Source organism: Agrococcus sp. ARC_14, from assembly GCF_022436485.1.
Lineage (GTDB): Bacteria > Actinomycetota > Actinomycetes > Actinomycetales > Microbacteriaceae > Agrococcus.
This window is the reverse complement of sequence record NZ_JAKUDO010000001.1, coordinates 1,298,527-1,315,457: the sequence shown is the minus strand read 5'-3', so window position 1 is coordinate 1,315,457 and position 16,931 is coordinate 1,298,527. Positions and strand designations below refer to the sequence as shown.

At 70.2% G+C, this 16,931-nt stretch carries 13 protein-coding genes; 3 read left to right on the top strand and 10 right to left on the bottom strand.

Going from position 1 to position 16,931, the window contains the following annotated elements:
* Positions 1-22 precede the first annotated feature (22 nt).
* The 4 genes from dapC to msuE all read right to left on the bottom strand — a co-directional run bounded on the left by dapC (position 23) and on the right by msuE (position 3,314).
* Positions 23-1,096: a succinyldiaminopimelate transaminase gene (dapC, locus tag MKD51_RS06555; protein ID WP_240239524.1), complete on the bottom strand. Its 1,074-nt coding sequence runs from the start codon at positions 1,094-1,096 to the stop codon at positions 23-25.
* Positions 1,096-1,419 (bottom strand): ferredoxin, encoded by a 324-nt coding sequence (gene fdxA, locus MKD51_RS06550; protein WP_240239523.1) that lies wholly within the window; start codon positions 1,417-1,419, stop codon positions 1,096-1,098. Before fdxA ends, dapC begins: the two co-directional genes overlap by 1 nt.
* Entirely contained in the window at positions 1,416-2,510 is a 1,095-nt protein-coding gene (locus MKD51_RS06545) for a PIG-L family deacetylase (RefSeq protein WP_240239522.1), read from the bottom strand. The genes fdxA and MKD51_RS06545 overlap by 4 nt, the downstream gene beginning before the upstream one ends.
* Positions 2,511-2,681: 171 nt before the next feature.
* Positions 2,682-3,314 (bottom strand): FMN reductase, encoded by a 633-nt coding sequence (msuE, locus tag MKD51_RS06540; protein WP_240239521.1) that lies wholly within the window; start codon positions 3,312-3,314, stop codon positions 2,682-2,684.
* Between the two features lie 120 nt (positions 3,315-3,434).
* On the opposite strand from msuE, the gene MKD51_RS06535 reads away from it, so the two are divergent.
* Complete coding sequence (locus MKD51_RS06535; RefSeq protein WP_240239520.1) at positions 3,435-4,832, top strand: LLM class flavin-dependent oxidoreductase; 1,398 nt, start codon at positions 3,435-3,437, stop codon at positions 4,830-4,832.
* A gap of 128 nt (positions 4,833-4,960) precedes the next feature.
* Here MKD51_RS06535 and typA read toward each other — a convergent pair whose 3' ends face one another.
* Entirely contained in the window at positions 4,961-6,862 is a 1,902-nt protein-coding gene (gene typA, locus MKD51_RS06530; RefSeq protein ID WP_240239519.1) for a translational GTPase TypA, read from the bottom strand.
* A gap of 86 nt (positions 6,863-6,948) precedes the next feature.
* Entirely contained in the window at positions 6,949-8,853 is a 1,905-nt protein-coding gene (locus tag MKD51_RS06525; RefSeq protein WP_240239518.1) for an ABC transporter ATP-binding protein, read from the bottom strand.
* 83 nt (positions 8,854-8,936) lie between these two features.
* Here MKD51_RS06525 and MKD51_RS06520 point away from each other — a divergent pair, with 83 nt between their 5' ends.
* On the top strand, positions 8,937-9,533 hold the full coding sequence (locus MKD51_RS06520; RefSeq protein WP_240239517.1) for a PH domain-containing protein: 597 nt from the start codon (positions 8,937-8,939) through the stop codon (positions 9,531-9,533).
* Positions 9,534-9,550: 17 nt separating this feature from the next.
* Here MKD51_RS06520 and MKD51_RS06515 read toward each other — a convergent pair whose 3' ends face one another.
* The 3 genes from MKD51_RS06515 to MKD51_RS06505 all read right to left on the bottom strand — a co-directional run bounded on the left by MKD51_RS06515 (position 9,551) and on the right by MKD51_RS06505 (position 14,037).
* Complete coding sequence (locus tag MKD51_RS06515) at positions 9,551-10,561, bottom strand: ABC transporter permease (RefSeq protein WP_240239516.1); 1,011 nt, start codon at positions 10,559-10,561, stop codon at positions 9,551-9,553.
* Positions 10,558-12,099: an ABC transporter permease gene (locus tag MKD51_RS06510; protein ID WP_240239514.1), complete on the bottom strand. Its 1,542-nt coding sequence runs from the start codon at positions 12,097-12,099 to the stop codon at positions 10,558-10,560. The genes MKD51_RS06515 and MKD51_RS06510 overlap by 4 nt, the downstream gene beginning before the upstream one ends.
* 138 nt (positions 12,100-12,237) lie before the next feature.
* Positions 12,238-14,037 (bottom strand): ABC transporter family substrate-binding protein, encoded by a 1,800-nt coding sequence (locus tag MKD51_RS06505; RefSeq protein ID WP_240240852.1) that lies wholly within the window; start codon positions 14,035-14,037, stop codon positions 12,238-12,240.
* 173 nt (positions 14,038-14,210) lie between these two features.
* On the opposite strand from MKD51_RS06505, the gene MKD51_RS06500 reads away from it, so the two are divergent.
* Complete coding sequence (locus MKD51_RS06500; RefSeq protein ID WP_240239513.1) at positions 14,211-14,993, top strand: CPBP family intramembrane glutamic endopeptidase; 783 nt, start codon at positions 14,211-14,213, stop codon at positions 14,991-14,993.
* 65 nt (positions 14,994-15,058) lie between these two features.
* Here MKD51_RS06500 and MKD51_RS06495 read toward each other — a convergent pair whose 3' ends face one another.
* Complete coding sequence (locus tag MKD51_RS06495; protein ID WP_240239512.1) at positions 15,059-16,837, bottom strand: ABC transporter substrate-binding protein; 1,779 nt, start codon at positions 16,835-16,837, stop codon at positions 15,059-15,061.
* Between the last annotated feature and the right edge of the window lie 94 nt (positions 16,838-16,931).

The following is a 16,931-nucleotide window of genomic DNA, read 5'->3' as shown; positions in this document are numbered from 1 at the left end:
AGGCTTCCCACGCCCAGCAGGCTCAGCCGCGCAGGCGCGCCGCAGCCGCTGCGATGTGCTCGTCGGATGCGGTGAGCGCGACGCGCACGCGCGTGCGGTCTCCGTAGAAGGTGCCGGGGGCGACCAGGATCCCGAGCTTCGCGAGGGAGTCGAGCTGCTCGAGCGCATCCGTGCCGTCGGTCGACCAGAGGTAGAGGCCCGCGTCGGAGGAGACCCGGAACCCGCGCTGCTCGAGCGCGGGCAGCAGCAGCGCCCGGCGAGCGCGGTAACGCTCTCGCTGCACCGTCACGTGCTCGCCGTCGCCGAGCGCGACCGCGAGCGCATGCTGCACGGGGCTGGGAGCCATGAGCCCGAGGTGCTTGCGCACGGCCAGCGCGCGCTGCACGACGCGCGGGTCGCCGGCGATGAACGCGGCGCGATAGCCGGCGAGGTTCGACTGCTTGCTGAGCGAGTAGACCGAGACGAGCCCGGTGAGGTCGCCATCGGTGACGCGCGGGTCGAGGATCGAGGGCGCCTCGTCGACCTCCCACGGCAGCAGGGCGTAGCACTCGTCGCTCGCGACCACGATGCCCCGCTCGCGCGCGGCCTGCACGACCCGCCGCAGGGCATCCACCCCCAGCACCGCACCGGTCGGGTTCGAGGGCGAGTTGAGCCACACGAGCCGCGTCGCCTCCGGCCAGTCGTCGGGGTCGTCTGCGGGCACCGGCTCAGCGCCCGCGATCCGGGCGCCGATGTCGTAGGTCGGGTAGGCGATCGAGGGGTGCACGACGACGTCGCCCGCACCGAGGCCGAGCTGCAGCGGCAGGCCCGCGACGAGCTCCTTCGAGCCCACCGTGACGAGCACATGCTCGTCGCCGATGCCGGGCACGCCGCGCACCCGAGCGAACCACTCGGCGATGGCTGCGCGCGCCTCTGCCGTGCCGTGGTTCGTGGGGTACGCGTGCGCGTCGGTCGCGTCGCGGAGCGCCTGCTGGATGATCGGCGGCGTCGCGTCGACGGGCGAGCCGACGCTGAGGTCGATGAGACCGCCGGGGTGCACGGCGGCGCGCGCCTTCGCCCCCGCGAGCGTGTCCCAGGGGAACTCGGGCAGCAGCATCAGCTGTGCTGCTGCGGCGGCAGTGCGGCGACGATCGGGTGGTCGTGCTTGATGACGCCGACCTTCGCGGCGCCGCCGGGCGAGCCGATCTCGTCGAAGAAGTGCACGTTGGCCTCGTAGTACTCGGCCCACTCCTCAGGCGTGTCGTCCTCGTAGAAAATCGCCTCGACGGGGCACACCGGCTCGCACGCACCGCAGTCGACGCACTCGTCGGGGTGGATGTAGAGCATCCGGTCGCCCTCGTAGATGCAGTCGACCGGGCACTCGTCGACGCACGCGCGATCCTTGAGGTCGACGCACGGGAGCGCGATCACGTAGGTCATCGGTCTGCCTCCCCTTCCGTTCCAGGCTTCGCTGCCATCCTAATCCGCCGCATGGCCTCCGCATCCGGCCACGCCAGGGCGATGAGGGACGCGAGCGCCGGGATGAGCGACCAGAGCCAGCCCGCGAGGTTCGAGGGCACGAGCGAGCGCTCCGTGCCCCAGGCGCCGCGGCCGAGCGGGTCGATCGCGATGATCGCGATGACGCCGATGAGGCCGATCACGGCCGCGAGCGTCATGGGGCGCGAGCCGCTGGCCGCTCGGATGCCGACGATCAGCCCGACCGCGGCGATGAGCGAGAGCCCCAGGCCCCACGGGAGCTGCTGGTGCGAGAAGGTGCCGACGGTGCCGACGACGACACCCGCGAGCAGCCCGCCGACGAGCAGCAGCCAGCGCGTGCGCCGCGCGGGTCGCGCCTCGATCAGGCGGTAGTGCTCGACGGTGTCGATCGCGCGGCGCTGCCCGCCGACGTGGAGGACGTCGTCGCCCTCGACGGTCAGCTGCGAGCGGTGCTGGGCGAGCGCGGCCAGCACCTGCGCGCGCACCGGCTCGAGCGCGAACGTGACGTCGGCCGGGCGGTCCGTGCGCACATAGAGCGGCAGGTCGTAGCGGCGCGCGACGATCACGGCGGCCGCATGGGCCGCGACGTGATCCGGATGCCCGTAGCCGCCGTCGGCGTCGTAGGTCACGATGGCCGTCGGGTCGATCTCCTCGACGGCGACGCCCAGCGCATCCGCCAGGTCATCGATGTCGGCGCGGCTCATCGAGGTGGGCGGCGCGTCGGGGGCGGCGGCCGCCTTGCCGCTGCGGTGCCATGCCATGCCCGAGTCGTCCCAGCCGTGGATGCGGCGGCCGCGGGCGCCGAGCGCGCGCAGGGCAGCCTCGAGCTCTGCGCGCCGCACCTCGCCGATGCCGATCTCGTCGGCGGCTCCCTGGCGCTCGCTGCGCACCTCGCCGCGCTCGCCGAGCGTGAAGGTCACCACCACGGCATCACCGCCGGCGGCTGCGACGGCAGCGATCGCTGCGCCGGTCGAGAGCGTCTCGTCGTCGGGGTGGGCGTGCACGAACATCACGCGCTCGAGGCGGGGATCCATCCCCTCTATCCAACCACTCAGCGCGGTGGAGCTGGAGCGGAGGCCATTTCTGGCCTCCGCCGCGACCCCGGCGCGGTGGAGCTGGGAGCGGAGGCCATTTCTGGCCTCCGCCGCGACCCCAGCGCCGAGGCCCGTCCCGGGCCTCGGTCATGCCTCAGCTCTCGTGCCCGGCTAGAACACCGCCGGCCGCACCGGCGCCGGCCGGTGCACCAGATAGGGCAGCGCACGATCGGCAGCCGCCTCGACGCGCTCGAGCACGCCGGGGTCGCGCAGGACCCCTGCATCGAAGTCCTCGCTCGCCGCATAGACGCCGACCGGCAGCGTGAGCGCCTGGAAGAACGCGAAGAGCGGCCGCAGCTGATGCTCGATCGTGAGCGCGTGCCTGTGGGAGCCGCCGGTCGCGGCCAGCAGCACCGGGGTGTCGACCAGCGCGCGCTGATCGACGAAGTCGAACAGGTGCTTGAACAGCCCCGTGAAGCTCGCACGATAGACGGGGCTGCCGACGACGAGCAGGTCGGCCTCCTCGATCGCCTCGATCGCAAGCTCCGCCTCTGGCGGCAGCGCCGAGCGCTCGAGCGCGCCCGCGAGATGCGGGCCGACCTCTGCGAGCTCGATCACCTGGATCTCCGCATCGGTGCGCAGCGCGATCGCATCGGCGAGCGCGGCGACGAGCGCCGTGGTCGACGACGGCCGGTGCAGGCTGCCGCTCACGGCGACGATGCGCAGCCGCTCGACCGGCTCATCGGGAGCAGCGTGCCTGCCGAGGCGCAGCCGCTCTGGCGACAGGGATCGGTGATGCGTCATGCCGCCACGGTAGGCGCCACCCGCGCCGCGCCTGCGAGTGTGACGGAACGTGACGGCCCGTGACCTCCCGCGTCGCGCATCCGTTGCCGCCGGTGTCGCCTGCCGGACACGATGCCGGACATGACACGGCAGATCAGATTCAACGCCTTCGACATGAACTGCGTCGCGCATCAGTCCTCAGGGCTGTGGCGCCATCCGGACGACCGCTCCCGGCACTACAACACGCTCGGCTACTGGACGGGGCTCGCGCAGCTTCTCGAGCGCGGGCACTTCGACGGGCTGTTCATCGCCGACGTGCTCGGCACCTACGACGTCTACGGCGGCAGCCGCGAGGCTGCGGTGCGCAACGGCGCGCAGGTGCCCGTGAACGACCCGATCCTGCTGGTGAGCGCCATGGCAGCCGTCACCGAGCACCTGGGCTTCGGCATCACCGCAGGCACGGCGTTCGAGCACCCCTACCCCTTCGCGCGCCGCATGACGACGCTCGACCACCTCACGGACGGCCGGGTCGGCTGGAACGTCGTCACCGGCTACCTGCCGAGCGCCGCCCGCAACATGGGGCAGGACGATCAGCTCGCGCACGATGACCGCTACGACCACGCTGACGAGTACCTGGAGGTGCTCTACAAGCTCTGGGAGGGCTCCTGGGAGGACGACGCGGTCGTCGAGGATCGCGAGCGCGGCGTCTTCGCCGACCCCGCCAAAGTGCACGACATCGGACACGAGGGCCGCTTCTTCACGGTGCCGGGCGCGCACATCTCGGAGCCGTCGCCGCAGCGCACGCCCGTGATCTACCAGGCGGGCGCATCGCCGCGCGGCGTCGCCTTCGCCGCCGGCCATGCCGAGGCGATCTTCGTGGCCGCGCCGTCGAAGGAGGTGCTCGCCGCCACCGTCACGCGCATCCGCGACGCGCTGGAGGCCGCGGGCCGCGATCGCTCCGCTGCCCGCATCTACACACTGCTGACGATCATCACCGCGGCGACGAGCGAGGAGGCGGTCGCGAAGGAGGCCGAGTACCGCTCCTACGCGAGCGAGGAGGGCGCGCTGGTGTTCCTGTCGGGGTGGATGGGCGTGGACCTCGCCGCCTACGACCCGGCAGACCCGGTGGGCGACGTGGAGTCGAACGCGATCCAGTCGACGCTGCAGAACCTCAAGGCCGAGGCCGACCTCGGCCGCGAGTGGACCGTCGGCGACCTCGGTCGTCACTCGGCGATCGGCGGGCTGGGGCCGACCATCGTCGGCAGCGGCGAGGAGATCGCGGATGCGCTGCAGGAGTGGGTCGACGAGACCGACGTCGACGGCTTCAACCTCGCCTACGCCGTCACGCCCGGCACCTGGGAGGACGTCATCGAGCACGTGATCCCGGTGCTGCGGGCGCGCGGCGCCTATCCCGAGGGCTACGCCGCTGGGACGCTGCGCGAGAAGCTGCACGGCCGGGGCGACCGCCTGCCGGACGAGCACCGCGGTGCCGAGCACCGCATCCGCTCGTCGACGTCGGCGGGCTCCCCCGCCGCCTGAGGACGACGGGCTCCGTGGCAGCGCACGCCTGCGGAGCCCGCCCGGCGCCCGCACTTCACCGACCCGTTCCACCATCTGCGACCCGGTACACCGGGTCGGGAGTGGTGGAACGGGTCCAAGCTCGGCTGCTAGCCCTGCTTCTTCAGGCGGCTCGCCTCGCGGCCACGCGTGGTCGCATCGAGGATCACCTTGCGGATGCGCACGTTGTTCGGCGTCACCTCGACGCACTCGTCGTCTCGCGCCCACTCGAGGCACTCCTCGAGCGAGAGCTGCTTGGAGGGCGTCAGTCGCTCGAGCTCTTCAGCATTTGCCGAGCGGATGTTGTTGAGCTTCTTCTCCTTGGTGACGTTCACGTCCATGTCGTCGGAGCGCGAGTTCTCGCCGACGACCATGCCCTCGTAGACATCATCGCCGGGCTCCACGAAGAAGGTGCCGCGCTCCTGCAGCGCCATCATCGCGAACGGCGTCGCGACGCCCGTGCGGTCGGAGACCAGCGCGCCGTTGCTGCGCGTGACGATCGCGCCGGCCCACGGCTGCGTGCCGTGCGAGATCGCGTTCGCGATGCCCGTGCCGCGCGTGATGGTCATGAACTCCGTGCGGAAGCCGATCAGGCCGCGGCTCGGCACGACGAACTCCATGCGAACCCAGCCGGTGCCGTGGTTCTGCATGCCGTCCATGATGCCCTTGCGGGCCGCGAGCAGCTGGGTCACGGCGCCGAGGTGCTCCTCGGGGACATCGACCGTCAGGTGCTCGAACGGCTCATGCAGCTTGCCGTCGATCTGGCGGGTGACGACCTGCGGCTTGCCGACGGTGAGCTCGAAGCCCTCGCGACGCATCTGCTCGACCAGGATCGCCAGGGCCAGCTCTCCGCGGCCCTGCACCTCCCACGCGTCGGGACGGCCCACGTCGACGACGCGCAGCGACACGTTGCCGATCAGCTCGCGGTCGAGGCGATCCTTCACCATGCGGCCGGTGAGCTTCGCGCCCTTGATCTTGCCGGCGAGCGGCGATGTGTTCGTGCCGATCGTCATCGAGATGGCGGGCTCGTCGACGGTGATCGTCGGCAGCGGGCGCACGTCGTCGGGGTCGGCGAGCGTCTCGCCGATCGTGATGTCGGGGATGCCCGCGACCGCCACGATGTCGCCCGGACCGGCGCTCTCTGCGGGGACGCGGGTCAGCGCCTTCGTCTCGAGCAGCTCGGTGATGCGCACGTTCTGCACCTCACCGTCGTGCCGCACCCACGCGACCGTCTGGCCCTTGCGGATCTCGCCGGCCTTGACGCGCAGCAGGGCGATGCGACCGAGGAAGGGTGATGCGTCGAGGTTGGTGACGTGCGCCTGCAGCGGAGCCTGGTCGTCGTAGGTCGGCTCAGGGATGTGCTCGAGGATCGCGGCGAACAGCGGCTCGAGGTTCTCGCTGTCGGGCAGCTCGCCGTCGGCGGGCTTGTTGGTCGAGGCGCGGCCGGCCTTGCCGGATGCGTAGACCACCGGCACGTCGAGGACTGCGTCGAGGTCGAGGTCCGGGACGTCGTCGGCGAGGTCGGAGGCCAGGCCGAGCAGCAGGTCCTGGCTCTCGGTCACGACCGCATCGATACGGGCGTCGTGGCGGTCGGTCTTGTTGACCAGCAGGATGACGGGCAGCTTGGCCTCGAGTGCCTTGCGGAGCACGAAGCGCGTCTGCGGCAGCGGGCCCTCGGAGGCGTCCACCAGCAGCACGACGCCGTCCACCATCGACAGGCCGCGCTCCACCTCGCCACCGAAGTCTGCGTGGCCGGGGGTGTCGATGACGTTGATCGTCACGGGGGTGTCGGTGTGCTCGCCCGCATACCGGATCGCGGTGTTCTTGGCGAGGATCGTGATGCCCTTCTCGCGCTCGAGATCACCGGAGTCCATCACCCGCTCGTCGACGGCCTGGTGGGCAGTGAACGAGCCCGTCTGGCGGAGCATCGCGTCGACGAGAGTGGTCTTTCCGTGGTCCACGTGGGCGACGATCGCCACGTTGCGGAGGTCTGATCGCGCGGCGATCGGCATGCAGGTGCCTTCCGGTATGAGGAATTGTGCGACGAACGGCCGCGATCGCCCATCTTAGCGGGCGGTCGCGGCCGTGCGGTCACGAATCAGATGCTGCGCTGCTCGTCGATGGCGTGATCGCCCTGCTGCTGCTCGACGATGCGCTTGGGGTCGCCTGTCTCCGGCACCTCGCCCTCCTGCGACTCCTCGGCCGTGCGAGCCAGCACCTGGTGCCGCAGCTCTCGCCTGGCCCGCTGCTTGTCAGGATCCGGCACCGGGATGGCCGCGATGAGGCGCTGGGTGTAGGGCTCCTCCGGCGCGCGCAGGATCGCGTCGCGCATGCCCTGCTCCACGATCTTGCCGTGGTGCATCACCGCGATGCGGTCCGACATCAGATCGACGACCGCGAGGTCGTGGCTGATGAACAGGCACGCGAAGCCCTGCTCCTGCTGCAGCTCGCGCAGCAGCTCGAGCACGGTGGCCTGCACCGAGACGTCGAGCGCGCTGGTCGGCTCGTCGGCCACCAGCAGCTCCGGGCTCATCGACAGCGCCCGCGCGATGCCGACACGCTGCTTCTGACCACCGGAGAGCTCGTGCGGGAACCGGTTGCGGTACGAGCGCGGCAGGCGCACGGCGTCCAGCAGCTCTTCGACGCGCTTGTCGAGCGCGGCTCCGCGGTGGATCCTCGCCAGGTACATCGGCTCACCGATGGATTCACCGATCGGCAGTCGCGGGTTGAGCGACGACGACGGATCCTGGAAGACGATGCCGACCTTGCGGTTGAGGCTGCGCGCGAGCTTGCGGTCGATGTTCGAGATGTCGATGCCTGCGACCTCAAGGCGGCCCTCGGCGATCGGCTGCAGGCCGATGGCCGCACGGCCGATCGTCGACTTGCCGGAGCCCGACTCGCCCACGAGACCCAGGATCTCCCCCGCGTGGATCTGCAGCGAGACGCCGTCGACCGCGCGGAAGGTGCCGAGCTTGCCCTTCTTGCCGTACTCGATGGCGACGTCGTCGAGCACGAGCACCGGCTTGCCCTCGAACTGCTTCTCGGACCGCTTCGCCTCCGCCGCGACGCGTGCGTTGATCTCGACCCGCTTGCGGAGGCCTTCGTCCTCGACCTCCTCATCCGCGACGAGCGCGAGCGCTGCGGTGAGGTCGATCGCCTCTGCGCCCTCGGCACCTTCACCGAGCCTGGGCACCGACGACAGCAGCATCTGCGTGTACGCCTGCTTGGGCGCAGCGAAGATCTCGCGCACCGGGCCCTGCTCGACGATCACGCCCTTCTCCATCACGACGACCCAGTCTGCGAGGTCGGCGACGACACCCATGTCGTGCGTGATGAGCAGCACTGCGGAGCCCAGGCGATCCTTGAGGTCGCGCATGAGCTCGAGGATCTCGGCCTGCACCGTCACGTCGAGCGCCGTGGTGGGCTCGTCTGCGATCAGCAGCTCGGGGTCGAGCGCGAGCGCCATGGCGATCATGGCGCGCTGGCGCTGACCACCGGAGAGCTGGTGCGGGTAGGACTTGAAGGCCTTCTCCGGGTCGGGGAGCTCGACGAGCTCGAGCATCTCCATCGCGCGATCCTTGGCCTCGCTCGGCGTGGAGCCACGGTGGACGCGCAGGGCCTCCATGATCTGGAATCCCACGGTGAACACGGGGTTCAGCGCCGTCATCGGCTCCTGGAAGATCGCGGAGACGCGATTGCCTCGCACCTCGCGCATCTGCGCGGGCTTGAGCCCGATGAGCTCCTCCCCCGCCAGCCGGATCGAGCCGCCGACGCGGGCGTTCTTCGGCAGCAGGTCGAGGATGGCCATCGACGAGACGCTCTTGCCAGAGCCCGACTCACCGACGACGGCGACGACCTCGCCCTTGCCGATCTCGAAGGAGACGTTGTCCGCAGCCGGAACCCAGTAGCCCTCGACGGCGAAGTGGACGTCGAGGTTCGAGATCTGCAGCGCGGGCACATCGCCGTGCTTCACCTGTGCGGCCTGCGTGGTGTCGGAAGTCATGCCGCCTCCTCCTGCGGGGTGTCGGAATGGGCGCGCGGCGCGGTGCCTGCGACCATGAAGTTGTGAACGACGATCAGCCTGCCGTGACCCTGCACTCTCGCGTCAACCGAGGCGTCGCCATCGCCTGCTGGGCGCTGCTGGTGGTGCTCGGCGGCCTGCTCGCGCTGCAGTCGCAGCTGCAGGGCGTCGTCGCGACGATCATCGTGGCGGCCTGGTTGGCCTATGCGGCGTACGTCGCCATGTGGGCGCCGGCGCTGGTGGTCGATGCGCACGGGAGCGAGATCCGCAATCCGCTGCGCACCATCCGCGTGGCCTGGGACGCGCTCATCCACGTCGACACGAAGTTCGCTCTGACGCTCTTCACGCCCGGGCGCAGCTGGTCGGTGTGGTGCGCCCCGCAGGCCAGCGCGCTCATCGCGCGCCGCAAGGCCCGTCGCTTCCGCGACGACCGGGATCCTCGTGACCCACGCAGCCCGCTCGATGCGGGGATGCGCATCGGCGACCTGCCGGGCACCGAGTCGGGCGACGCGGCGGCGCTCGTGCGCGACCGCTGGGATCGCCTCGCGAACGGCAGCGCCGACGCCGAGGCGATCGCGGTGCCCGTCACCGTGCACTGGGGTCGCGTGGCCGCGCTCATCGCCGGCCCGGTGCTTGCCGCGACCGTGCCGCTGCTGCTCTGAGCCTTGCTCGGTGCGCATCACGCGCGCTGCTCCTCGACCGCGGGCAGCTCCTTGGTGCGCCGCACCGAGAACCGCTTCTGGCGCGGGTCGAACGCGTCGCGCAGGCCGTCGCCGATGAAGTTGATCAGCAGCGCGGGCGTGACGATGAAGAACGCCGGGAACCAGAACAGCCACGGCCTGCTCGCGAACGCCGACTGGTTGTCGGAGACCAGCAGGCCGAGCGACGCCTCGGGAGGTCGGATGCCGTAGCCGAGGAAGCTCAGCGCGGCCTCGAGGATGATCGCCGCAGATGCGATGAGCGACGCGGCAACGATGACGACGCCCATGGCGTTCGGCAGGATGTGCTTGAAGATGATGCGCGTGTCGCTCGCGCCAGCGACGCGGGCAGCCTCGACGAACTCCCGCTCGCGCAGCGAGAGGAACTCGGCGCGCACGAGTCGTGCGATGCCCATCCAGGCCACGAGGCCGAGGAAGATCGCCAGCCACTGCACGCCAAGGCCGCCCGTCGCTCGACCCACGACGGCGCCGACGACGATGGTGGGGATGACGATGAAGACATCCGTGATGCGCATCAGGACCGCGTCGACCCAGCCGCGGTAGTAGCCGGCGATCGCGCCGACCACGGTGCCGAGCACCGTGGCGACGCCCGCGAGCAGCACGATGACGAGGAACGAGTTCTGCACGCCGCGCATCGTCGCTGCGAAGTAGTCGACGCCGATGCGGGTCTGGCCGAAGGGGTGCTCACCGAGGAAGAAGCCTGCGCCGCCCAGCCACTCGGGGATCAAGGAGACGGTCGGACGGCCGCCGTCGACCAGTGTCATCGGCTGGCGGTAGTCGAGCGGCCACCAGCCGGGGATCGGCCCGATGCCGATCGCCGAGACGGAGAACACGAAGATCGCGACCAGCAGCACCAGCGAGACCATCGAGGTCTTGTTGCTGACGAAGCGCCGCATGATCAGGCGACCCTGGCTCAGGCCGGACTCGCCCTCGCCGGTCGTCGCGGCGCCTACGGGGGTGGTGTTCGTCACTTGACCCTCACTCTCGGGTCGAGGAGCGCGTAGCTCAGATCTGCCAGGAAGTTGAACAGGATGGCGGTGATGGCGATCACGAGGAAGTAGCCCATGATCGGATTCACATCCACGCGACCGAGCGAGATGTTGAACAGCGCTCCCATGCCGCTGATGGCGAAGATGCGCTCGGTGATGAGCGCGCCGCCCAGCAGCACGCCGATGTCAGCAGCCACGATCGTCGTGATCGGGATGAGCATGTTGCGGAACGCGTGCCGCGTGATCACGGTGCGCTCGGTGAGGCCCTTCGCCCGCGCGGTGCGGATGTAGTCCTGGTTGAGCACCTCGAGCAGTCCGGCCCGCGCGTACCGCGTGTAGCCGGCGAACGAGATGAGCGTGAGCGAGATCGTCGGCAGCAGGAAGTGCGTGAACGTGTCGAGGCCCGTGAGCCACATGTCGCCGGAGAGCCCGACCGTCTGCTCGCCGACCGTCGCGATCGGCCGGTTGTTGATGCGCGGGCTCGCGAGGTAGGCGGGCCATGCCTGCATGTAGCGGTCGGCGACGACGAGGAGCGAGGACAGGAAGCCCACGAGCATCGTCACGCGGATCACCTGGCCGCGATCCGGGCCGCCGATCAGCCAGCCGGCCACGAAGCAGACCGCCAGCGTCGCAAGACCCAGGATGCCGATCGTCCACACCGTCGAGATCGCGAACAGCCCCTGCAGCACGAAGTAGGAGGCATAGGCGAGCACGCCGGCCACGCTCGCGCCGATGAGCGCGCGGCGGTTGCCGAAGCCGGCCATCACCGCGGTGGCGGCGAAGACGGTGCCGCCGATGAGCAGCAGCAGTCCGACCGCACCGAGACCCGGCTGCTGGAACCAGTTCGACGCGTCGAGGTAGGTCAGCAGCGCGGCGGTCGCGGCACCCGCGATCACGAAGCTGATCAGGCGCTTGCGCAGATCGCCCGCGACCAGCGCCTGCATGATGAAGGCGATCACGAGCGCGATGACGACCGTCGGCACGATGCCGAAGCTCGAGTCTCCGCTCGAGAGCCAGTTGTTGAAGTCGATCGCGATGAACTCCTTCAGCAGCACCGCAGCCAGGAACGACGGCAGCGAGTAGAGGAAGAAGCTGACGAACGTCATGCCGAAGTCGAAGGCCGAGTACTGGCGCAGCGCCGAGACGATGCCGGTGATGATGCCGAAGATGATCGCCAGGATCGTCGACGCCGACACGAGCCTCACCGTCGAGGCCACGGCGCCCGGCAGCAAGGCCGTCACTGGCGTGTAGTTGAGGTCGGTGCCGAGATCGCACGTCGCGAAGGGCACGAGGCAGCCTGCGGCACCGGCGATCCAGCCGAACCAGCGCAGCGGCGGCGGCACGTCGAGCGAGAGCCGCTCGATGCGCTGGCCGATCAGCAGCTGCGCGTTCGGAGCGTTGGAGCCCTGCAGGTCTTGCAGAGGGTTGCCCGAGTTCGCGGCGAGCACGTACATGAGGAACGAGGCCACGAGAAGGGTGAGGATGGAGGCGAGGATGCGCCTCACAATGAAGCTGAGCACGGCTCAATAGCTCCGATCAGTCGGTGATCGCACGGATCGCGCGCGATTGAGGACGGACACGGGATGGCCGTGGTTGCCGGGGCCTGAGCCCCGGCAACCACGGCCGGGTAGGACTAGTGGGGAATCATACCGTCAGCGTCAGCCGACGAGCGACCACTCCCACGTGTTCCAGATGGCGCCCGTCTGGCCGCCGTTGTAGACCACACCGTCGACGGTGCCGTTGGTCGCCACCAGGCCGGGGACCTGGAAGAGCGGCAGGCCGTAGAAGTCCTCGCGCGAGAGGCGGTCGATCTCGACCTGGATCTCGGTGAGGCGCTCCTCGTCGCCGATGGTGACCTGCGACTCGTCAGCCAGGGTGTCGACCTCGGCGTTGGAGTAGTTGTTGTAGTTGCCGCCGCCGCCGGTCTGCCAGATCTGCGGGAGGCTGGCGTATCCAGCACCCGGGGAGATCCAACCGAAGATCGACGCGTCGTACGAACCGCTGCCGAGCAGGGTCGACCAGTCGGGCGAGCCCGCGTCCTCGACGATGAAGCCGGCCTCTGCCGCGCTCGCCTGGATGAGCTGGAAGGCGTCGACGCGGTTCGGGTTGGCCGTGTTGTAGAGGATGCTGACCGTCGGCGTGGCGCCGGCGAGCAGCTCGGTGGCGCGCGCGATGTCGGGCTCCGCGTAGTCGCTGTAGCCGTTCGCGGCGATCGCGTCGGCGTACTGCGGCTGGTTGGCGACGAACTGCTGCGAGTTGAGCACCTCTGCCTCGGGGTCGACCGGGGTGACGACGGCCTCGAGGATCGCCTGGCGCGGGATCGTGAGCAGGAATGCCTCACGGACGGCCGGGTCGGCGAAGGTCTCGTTGAACGTCAGGTCGAGGTGGTCGTACGACAGCTGCGGACCCTGGATGAGGGTGCCGTCGAAGGCTTCGATCGCCGAGACCGTGTCAGCCGAGGGCTGGGGCTCGATGACGTCGACCTCACCGTTCTGGAGGGCCGTGATCTGCGCGTTCGGGTCACCGATGAAGCGCAGGATCAGCTCGTCGAACGACGGAGCCTGCTCGCCGCGCCACTCGGGGTTGCGCTCGAAGGAGATGAAGCCACCGTCGTCGGCCTGGAAGTCCTTGACGACCCACATGCCAGCGCTCACCAGGAGGCTCTCGTCCTCCGGCATCGCGGTGATGTTGTAGCCCGTGTTCCAGAACTCGGCGAGCGCACTCAGCTGCTCGTTCGGCTCGATCGGGTTCTCTGGGTCGCCAGCCGGCGTCTCCTCGAGGAACGTGTGCAGCGCCTCGACCGACTCGAAGCCGGCCTGCTCTGCGAACACGTGCGCGGGCTTGCCGATCAGATTGACGAGGTTCCAGTCGACGTAGGGCTCGCCGTAGTTGAGCGTCAGCGTGCGGGCCTCCTCGTCGATCTCCGGGAACTCGGTCGTGTCGAGACCCGCGGTGGAGCCGGCGAGCTGGAAGTACTGGTTGCCGCCCGTGACCTCGCCGGTCGCCTCGTCGATCGTCGCGTCGTCGAACCAGCCGGAGCCGATCGCCCACTGCAGCAGCAGGTCGGTCATGCTCATCGCCGTGCCGTCAGACCAGACAGCCTCGGGGTCGAGGGTGTACTGGACGACCAGCGGCTCCTCGCTGATGAGCTCGATCGTGGCGTTCGTCTCGTCGGGGACGATGTTGAACTCCTCGTCGAGGTACAGCATCGAGCCGGGGCCCGTGGCGTTGCCGGTCAGGAAGTCGACCATGCCGTTCGTGTTGAGGTTGGTGTCAGGCGTCGCCGACGTGAGCGCCGTGACGGCGTTCGTCTGGGCGACGCTGATCGTGCCACCGGCTTCGCCGGTGCCCGAATCGGACGGAGCGGGCGTGCCGCCTGTGGTGCAGCCGGCGAGCGCGACCATAGCCGCTGCGCCGATGGCGATCCCGGCGATCGCGCGACCGCGACGCCTCATCATGTTTGTCACTGGTTTCCTCCTGTGCAAGGTGAGCGCGCGGCTTCTTGAGCCGCTGTGCTCTGAGATAGTCGTCAGTCTAAGCACGCGATTCTGGCCCGAGACGCCCGGTGACGCGATCGTTACCAAGTTGGTGCTTACGTACCGCTGAGGCTCTGTGGCCGTAGCGTTGAGGGGTGTCTGCCACACTCCCCGACTCCCTCCGCCCGGCATCCCGTCGCGGGCTCGTGACGGAGATCGCCATCGTGCTGCTGCTCTCGCTGGGCGCCAGCGCGCTGTGGTCGGTGCTGCAGTTCGTCGACCTGAACACCCGCGAGGCGCCCATCGGCGAGCAGCAGGTCGCGCTCAACCCCACGCGCTCCGACCGCGCGTGGCTCGACCTGATCTACCAGCTGACCGGCATCTTCCTCGACATCGTCCCGGTGGCGCTCGTGGTCTGGCTGCTGTGGCGCTCCCGGCGCCCCCACCTGGGCGCACTCGGGATCGACGGATCCCGCCCGTGGCGCGACAGCGCATCCGGCACCGCCCTGGTGCTCGTGATCGGCATCCCGGGGCTCGCGCTCTACTTCGCCGGCCGCGCGCTGGGGCTCACCGTCGACGTGGTGCCTGCGCCGCTCGACGCGCACTGGTTCACGGTGCCGGTGCTGCTGCTCTCTGCGCTCCGCGCCGGGCTCACCGAAGAGGTGATCGTGATCGGCTACCTGTTCGAGCGACTGCGCAGGCTGGGCTGGAGCGCCTGGCAGATCATCGCCGCGACCGCGGCGCTGCGCGGCGTCTATCACCTGTATCAGGGCGTGCCGGCGCTCATCGGCAACGTGGCGATGGGGCTGCTGTTCGGCTGGCTCTACCAGCGCACCGGCAGGCTGGTGCCGCTCATCGTCGCGCACACGCTCATCGACGTCGCGGTGTTCGTGGGGTACCCGTGGGCGTTCGCGACGTTCCCGGGGTTGTTCGCCTGAGGCGTCTCGATACGGCCGCTGCGCGGCCTACTCGACGAGCGAAGGTTCGACGAGCGACGGGTGGGTCAGGGGGCCGGCGTCGCCGACTCGATGCCCCACTCCCAGGCGTTCCAGGTGAGCGATGCGGGACCGGGCCTTGGCAGGACGCCCTGCACCTCGCCTGCAGCGATCGTCATGCGTGAGGGCTCCATGATCGGCAGCACCAGCGCATCCGAGACCAGCGAGGTCTCGAGCTCGAGCAGCGTCGACTCGAGCGCGTCCTGGTCGGCGGTCGCGAGGGCTTCGTCGAGCAGGCCGTCGCGGTCTGCGCTCTCGGCCGCGGTGATGCCGCCGCCGCGCCACCGCTGATCGATCTGCTCGACCGTCGTCGGGGTACGCGTGAGGCGCAGCACGGCGTTCCACTCGTCGTCGGCCAGGCCCGTGGCGAGATCGTCGACGCCGCAGTCGCGCACTGCCCAGCCTGCCTCTGCGGCCTGCGCGCGCATCGCCTCGACGTACCCGGCGGCGAAGGGCTGGTCGTTGTCGTAGCGCACGCAGACCTCGGTGCCGGCGTCGATGCCCATCGACTCGCGCTCTGTTGCGGAGGCCTCCGGATCGGCCCCGCCGAAGGCCGCCCCGAAGCCCGCATCCTCGAGCGCGTACTCGTAGACGCGCGTGCCGGAGCGGAAGAGGATCGAGTCGGTCGCCGTGGTCTCCTGCGCTCGCTCTCCCAGCACCTCCTCCGTCGCGCGACCGCGATCGAGGGCGTGGAAGAAGGATGCGCGCGCCTCGACGGACTGCAGCGGAGCGCGGTCGGTGCGCAGCACGAGCTCCCAGCGGGTGCCGTCGCCCGCGAGGGCGATCGCTGCATCGTCGCGCTCGAGGTCCCGGATCTGCGCGCGGTCCTCGTCGGACGGCGTGATGGCCGCGACATCGAGCTCGCCGGCCGTGAGCCCTGCGAGCGCCGCCGCGTCGTCGGCGACCGGCTGCAGCGCGAAGCGCTCGATGGCCGCACCGCGCGCACCCACATAGCTGGTGTTGGCGGCGAGCTCGATGCGACCGTCCAGGATGGCGTCGATGCGGTACGGGCCGCTCGAGACGAGAAGGTCGCTCTGCGGCGCGAGCGGATCGACGGAGAACTCGCTCGTCCACCCCTCCGCCAGATCGTGCAGCGCGAGCGGGTCGGCGCGGTCGATGATGTCGAGGACGGCCTGCTTCGCCTCCATCGGATCGGCGATGCCGAGCGCCCGCTGGCCGAGCACGTGCGCGGGCACCGCCACCGGCAGCGCCTGCTGCCAGTCAGGGATCGGCTGCGAGAGCGCGACGTCGATCGAGCGTGCCCAGTCGTCGCGCACGGCAGCGGTCGAATGCGCCAGGCCGCCGGCGTCGGCGACATCGAACCAGACGGCCTCATCGGGCAGGTCGAGCGTACCGTCGAGGCCGCGCAGCGACGCGAGGTCGAGCTCGGGCGTCGAGAGCGCGTTCGAGGTCGCCGCCCAAGCGAGCATGAGGTCGGCGGCGTCGACGGGGACGCCATCCGACCAGCGGACGCCGTCGGCCAGGTCGTAGCGCACCGTGAAGGGCGACTCGCTCGCGATCGAGGCGGTGCCGAACGAGGGATCCTCCAGCACCTCGCCCTCGGCGTCGACGATGGCGAACTGCCCGCGCGTCATCGCGGCGAGGTCGCGATTGGCCGCGGTCGCGCCCGTCGTGCTCGCGGCGTTCACCGAGGTGAGCTCGCCCGTCCACGCCACGTCGACGCTCGTGCCTGGCACGACGCGCGGCTCGGTCGCCGGCCCGCATGCGCTCAGCAGCAGCGCGGCCACCAGTGCGCCGGCGATCGCGAGCGGTCGAGCTCGATGCACCGGTCTCGTGACGCGCGCGCTGGAGCTGAGGGCGGAGGCCCTTTCGGGCCTCCGCCGCGACGCCAGCGCCGGGCCCGTCTCGGGCCCGGGAGCG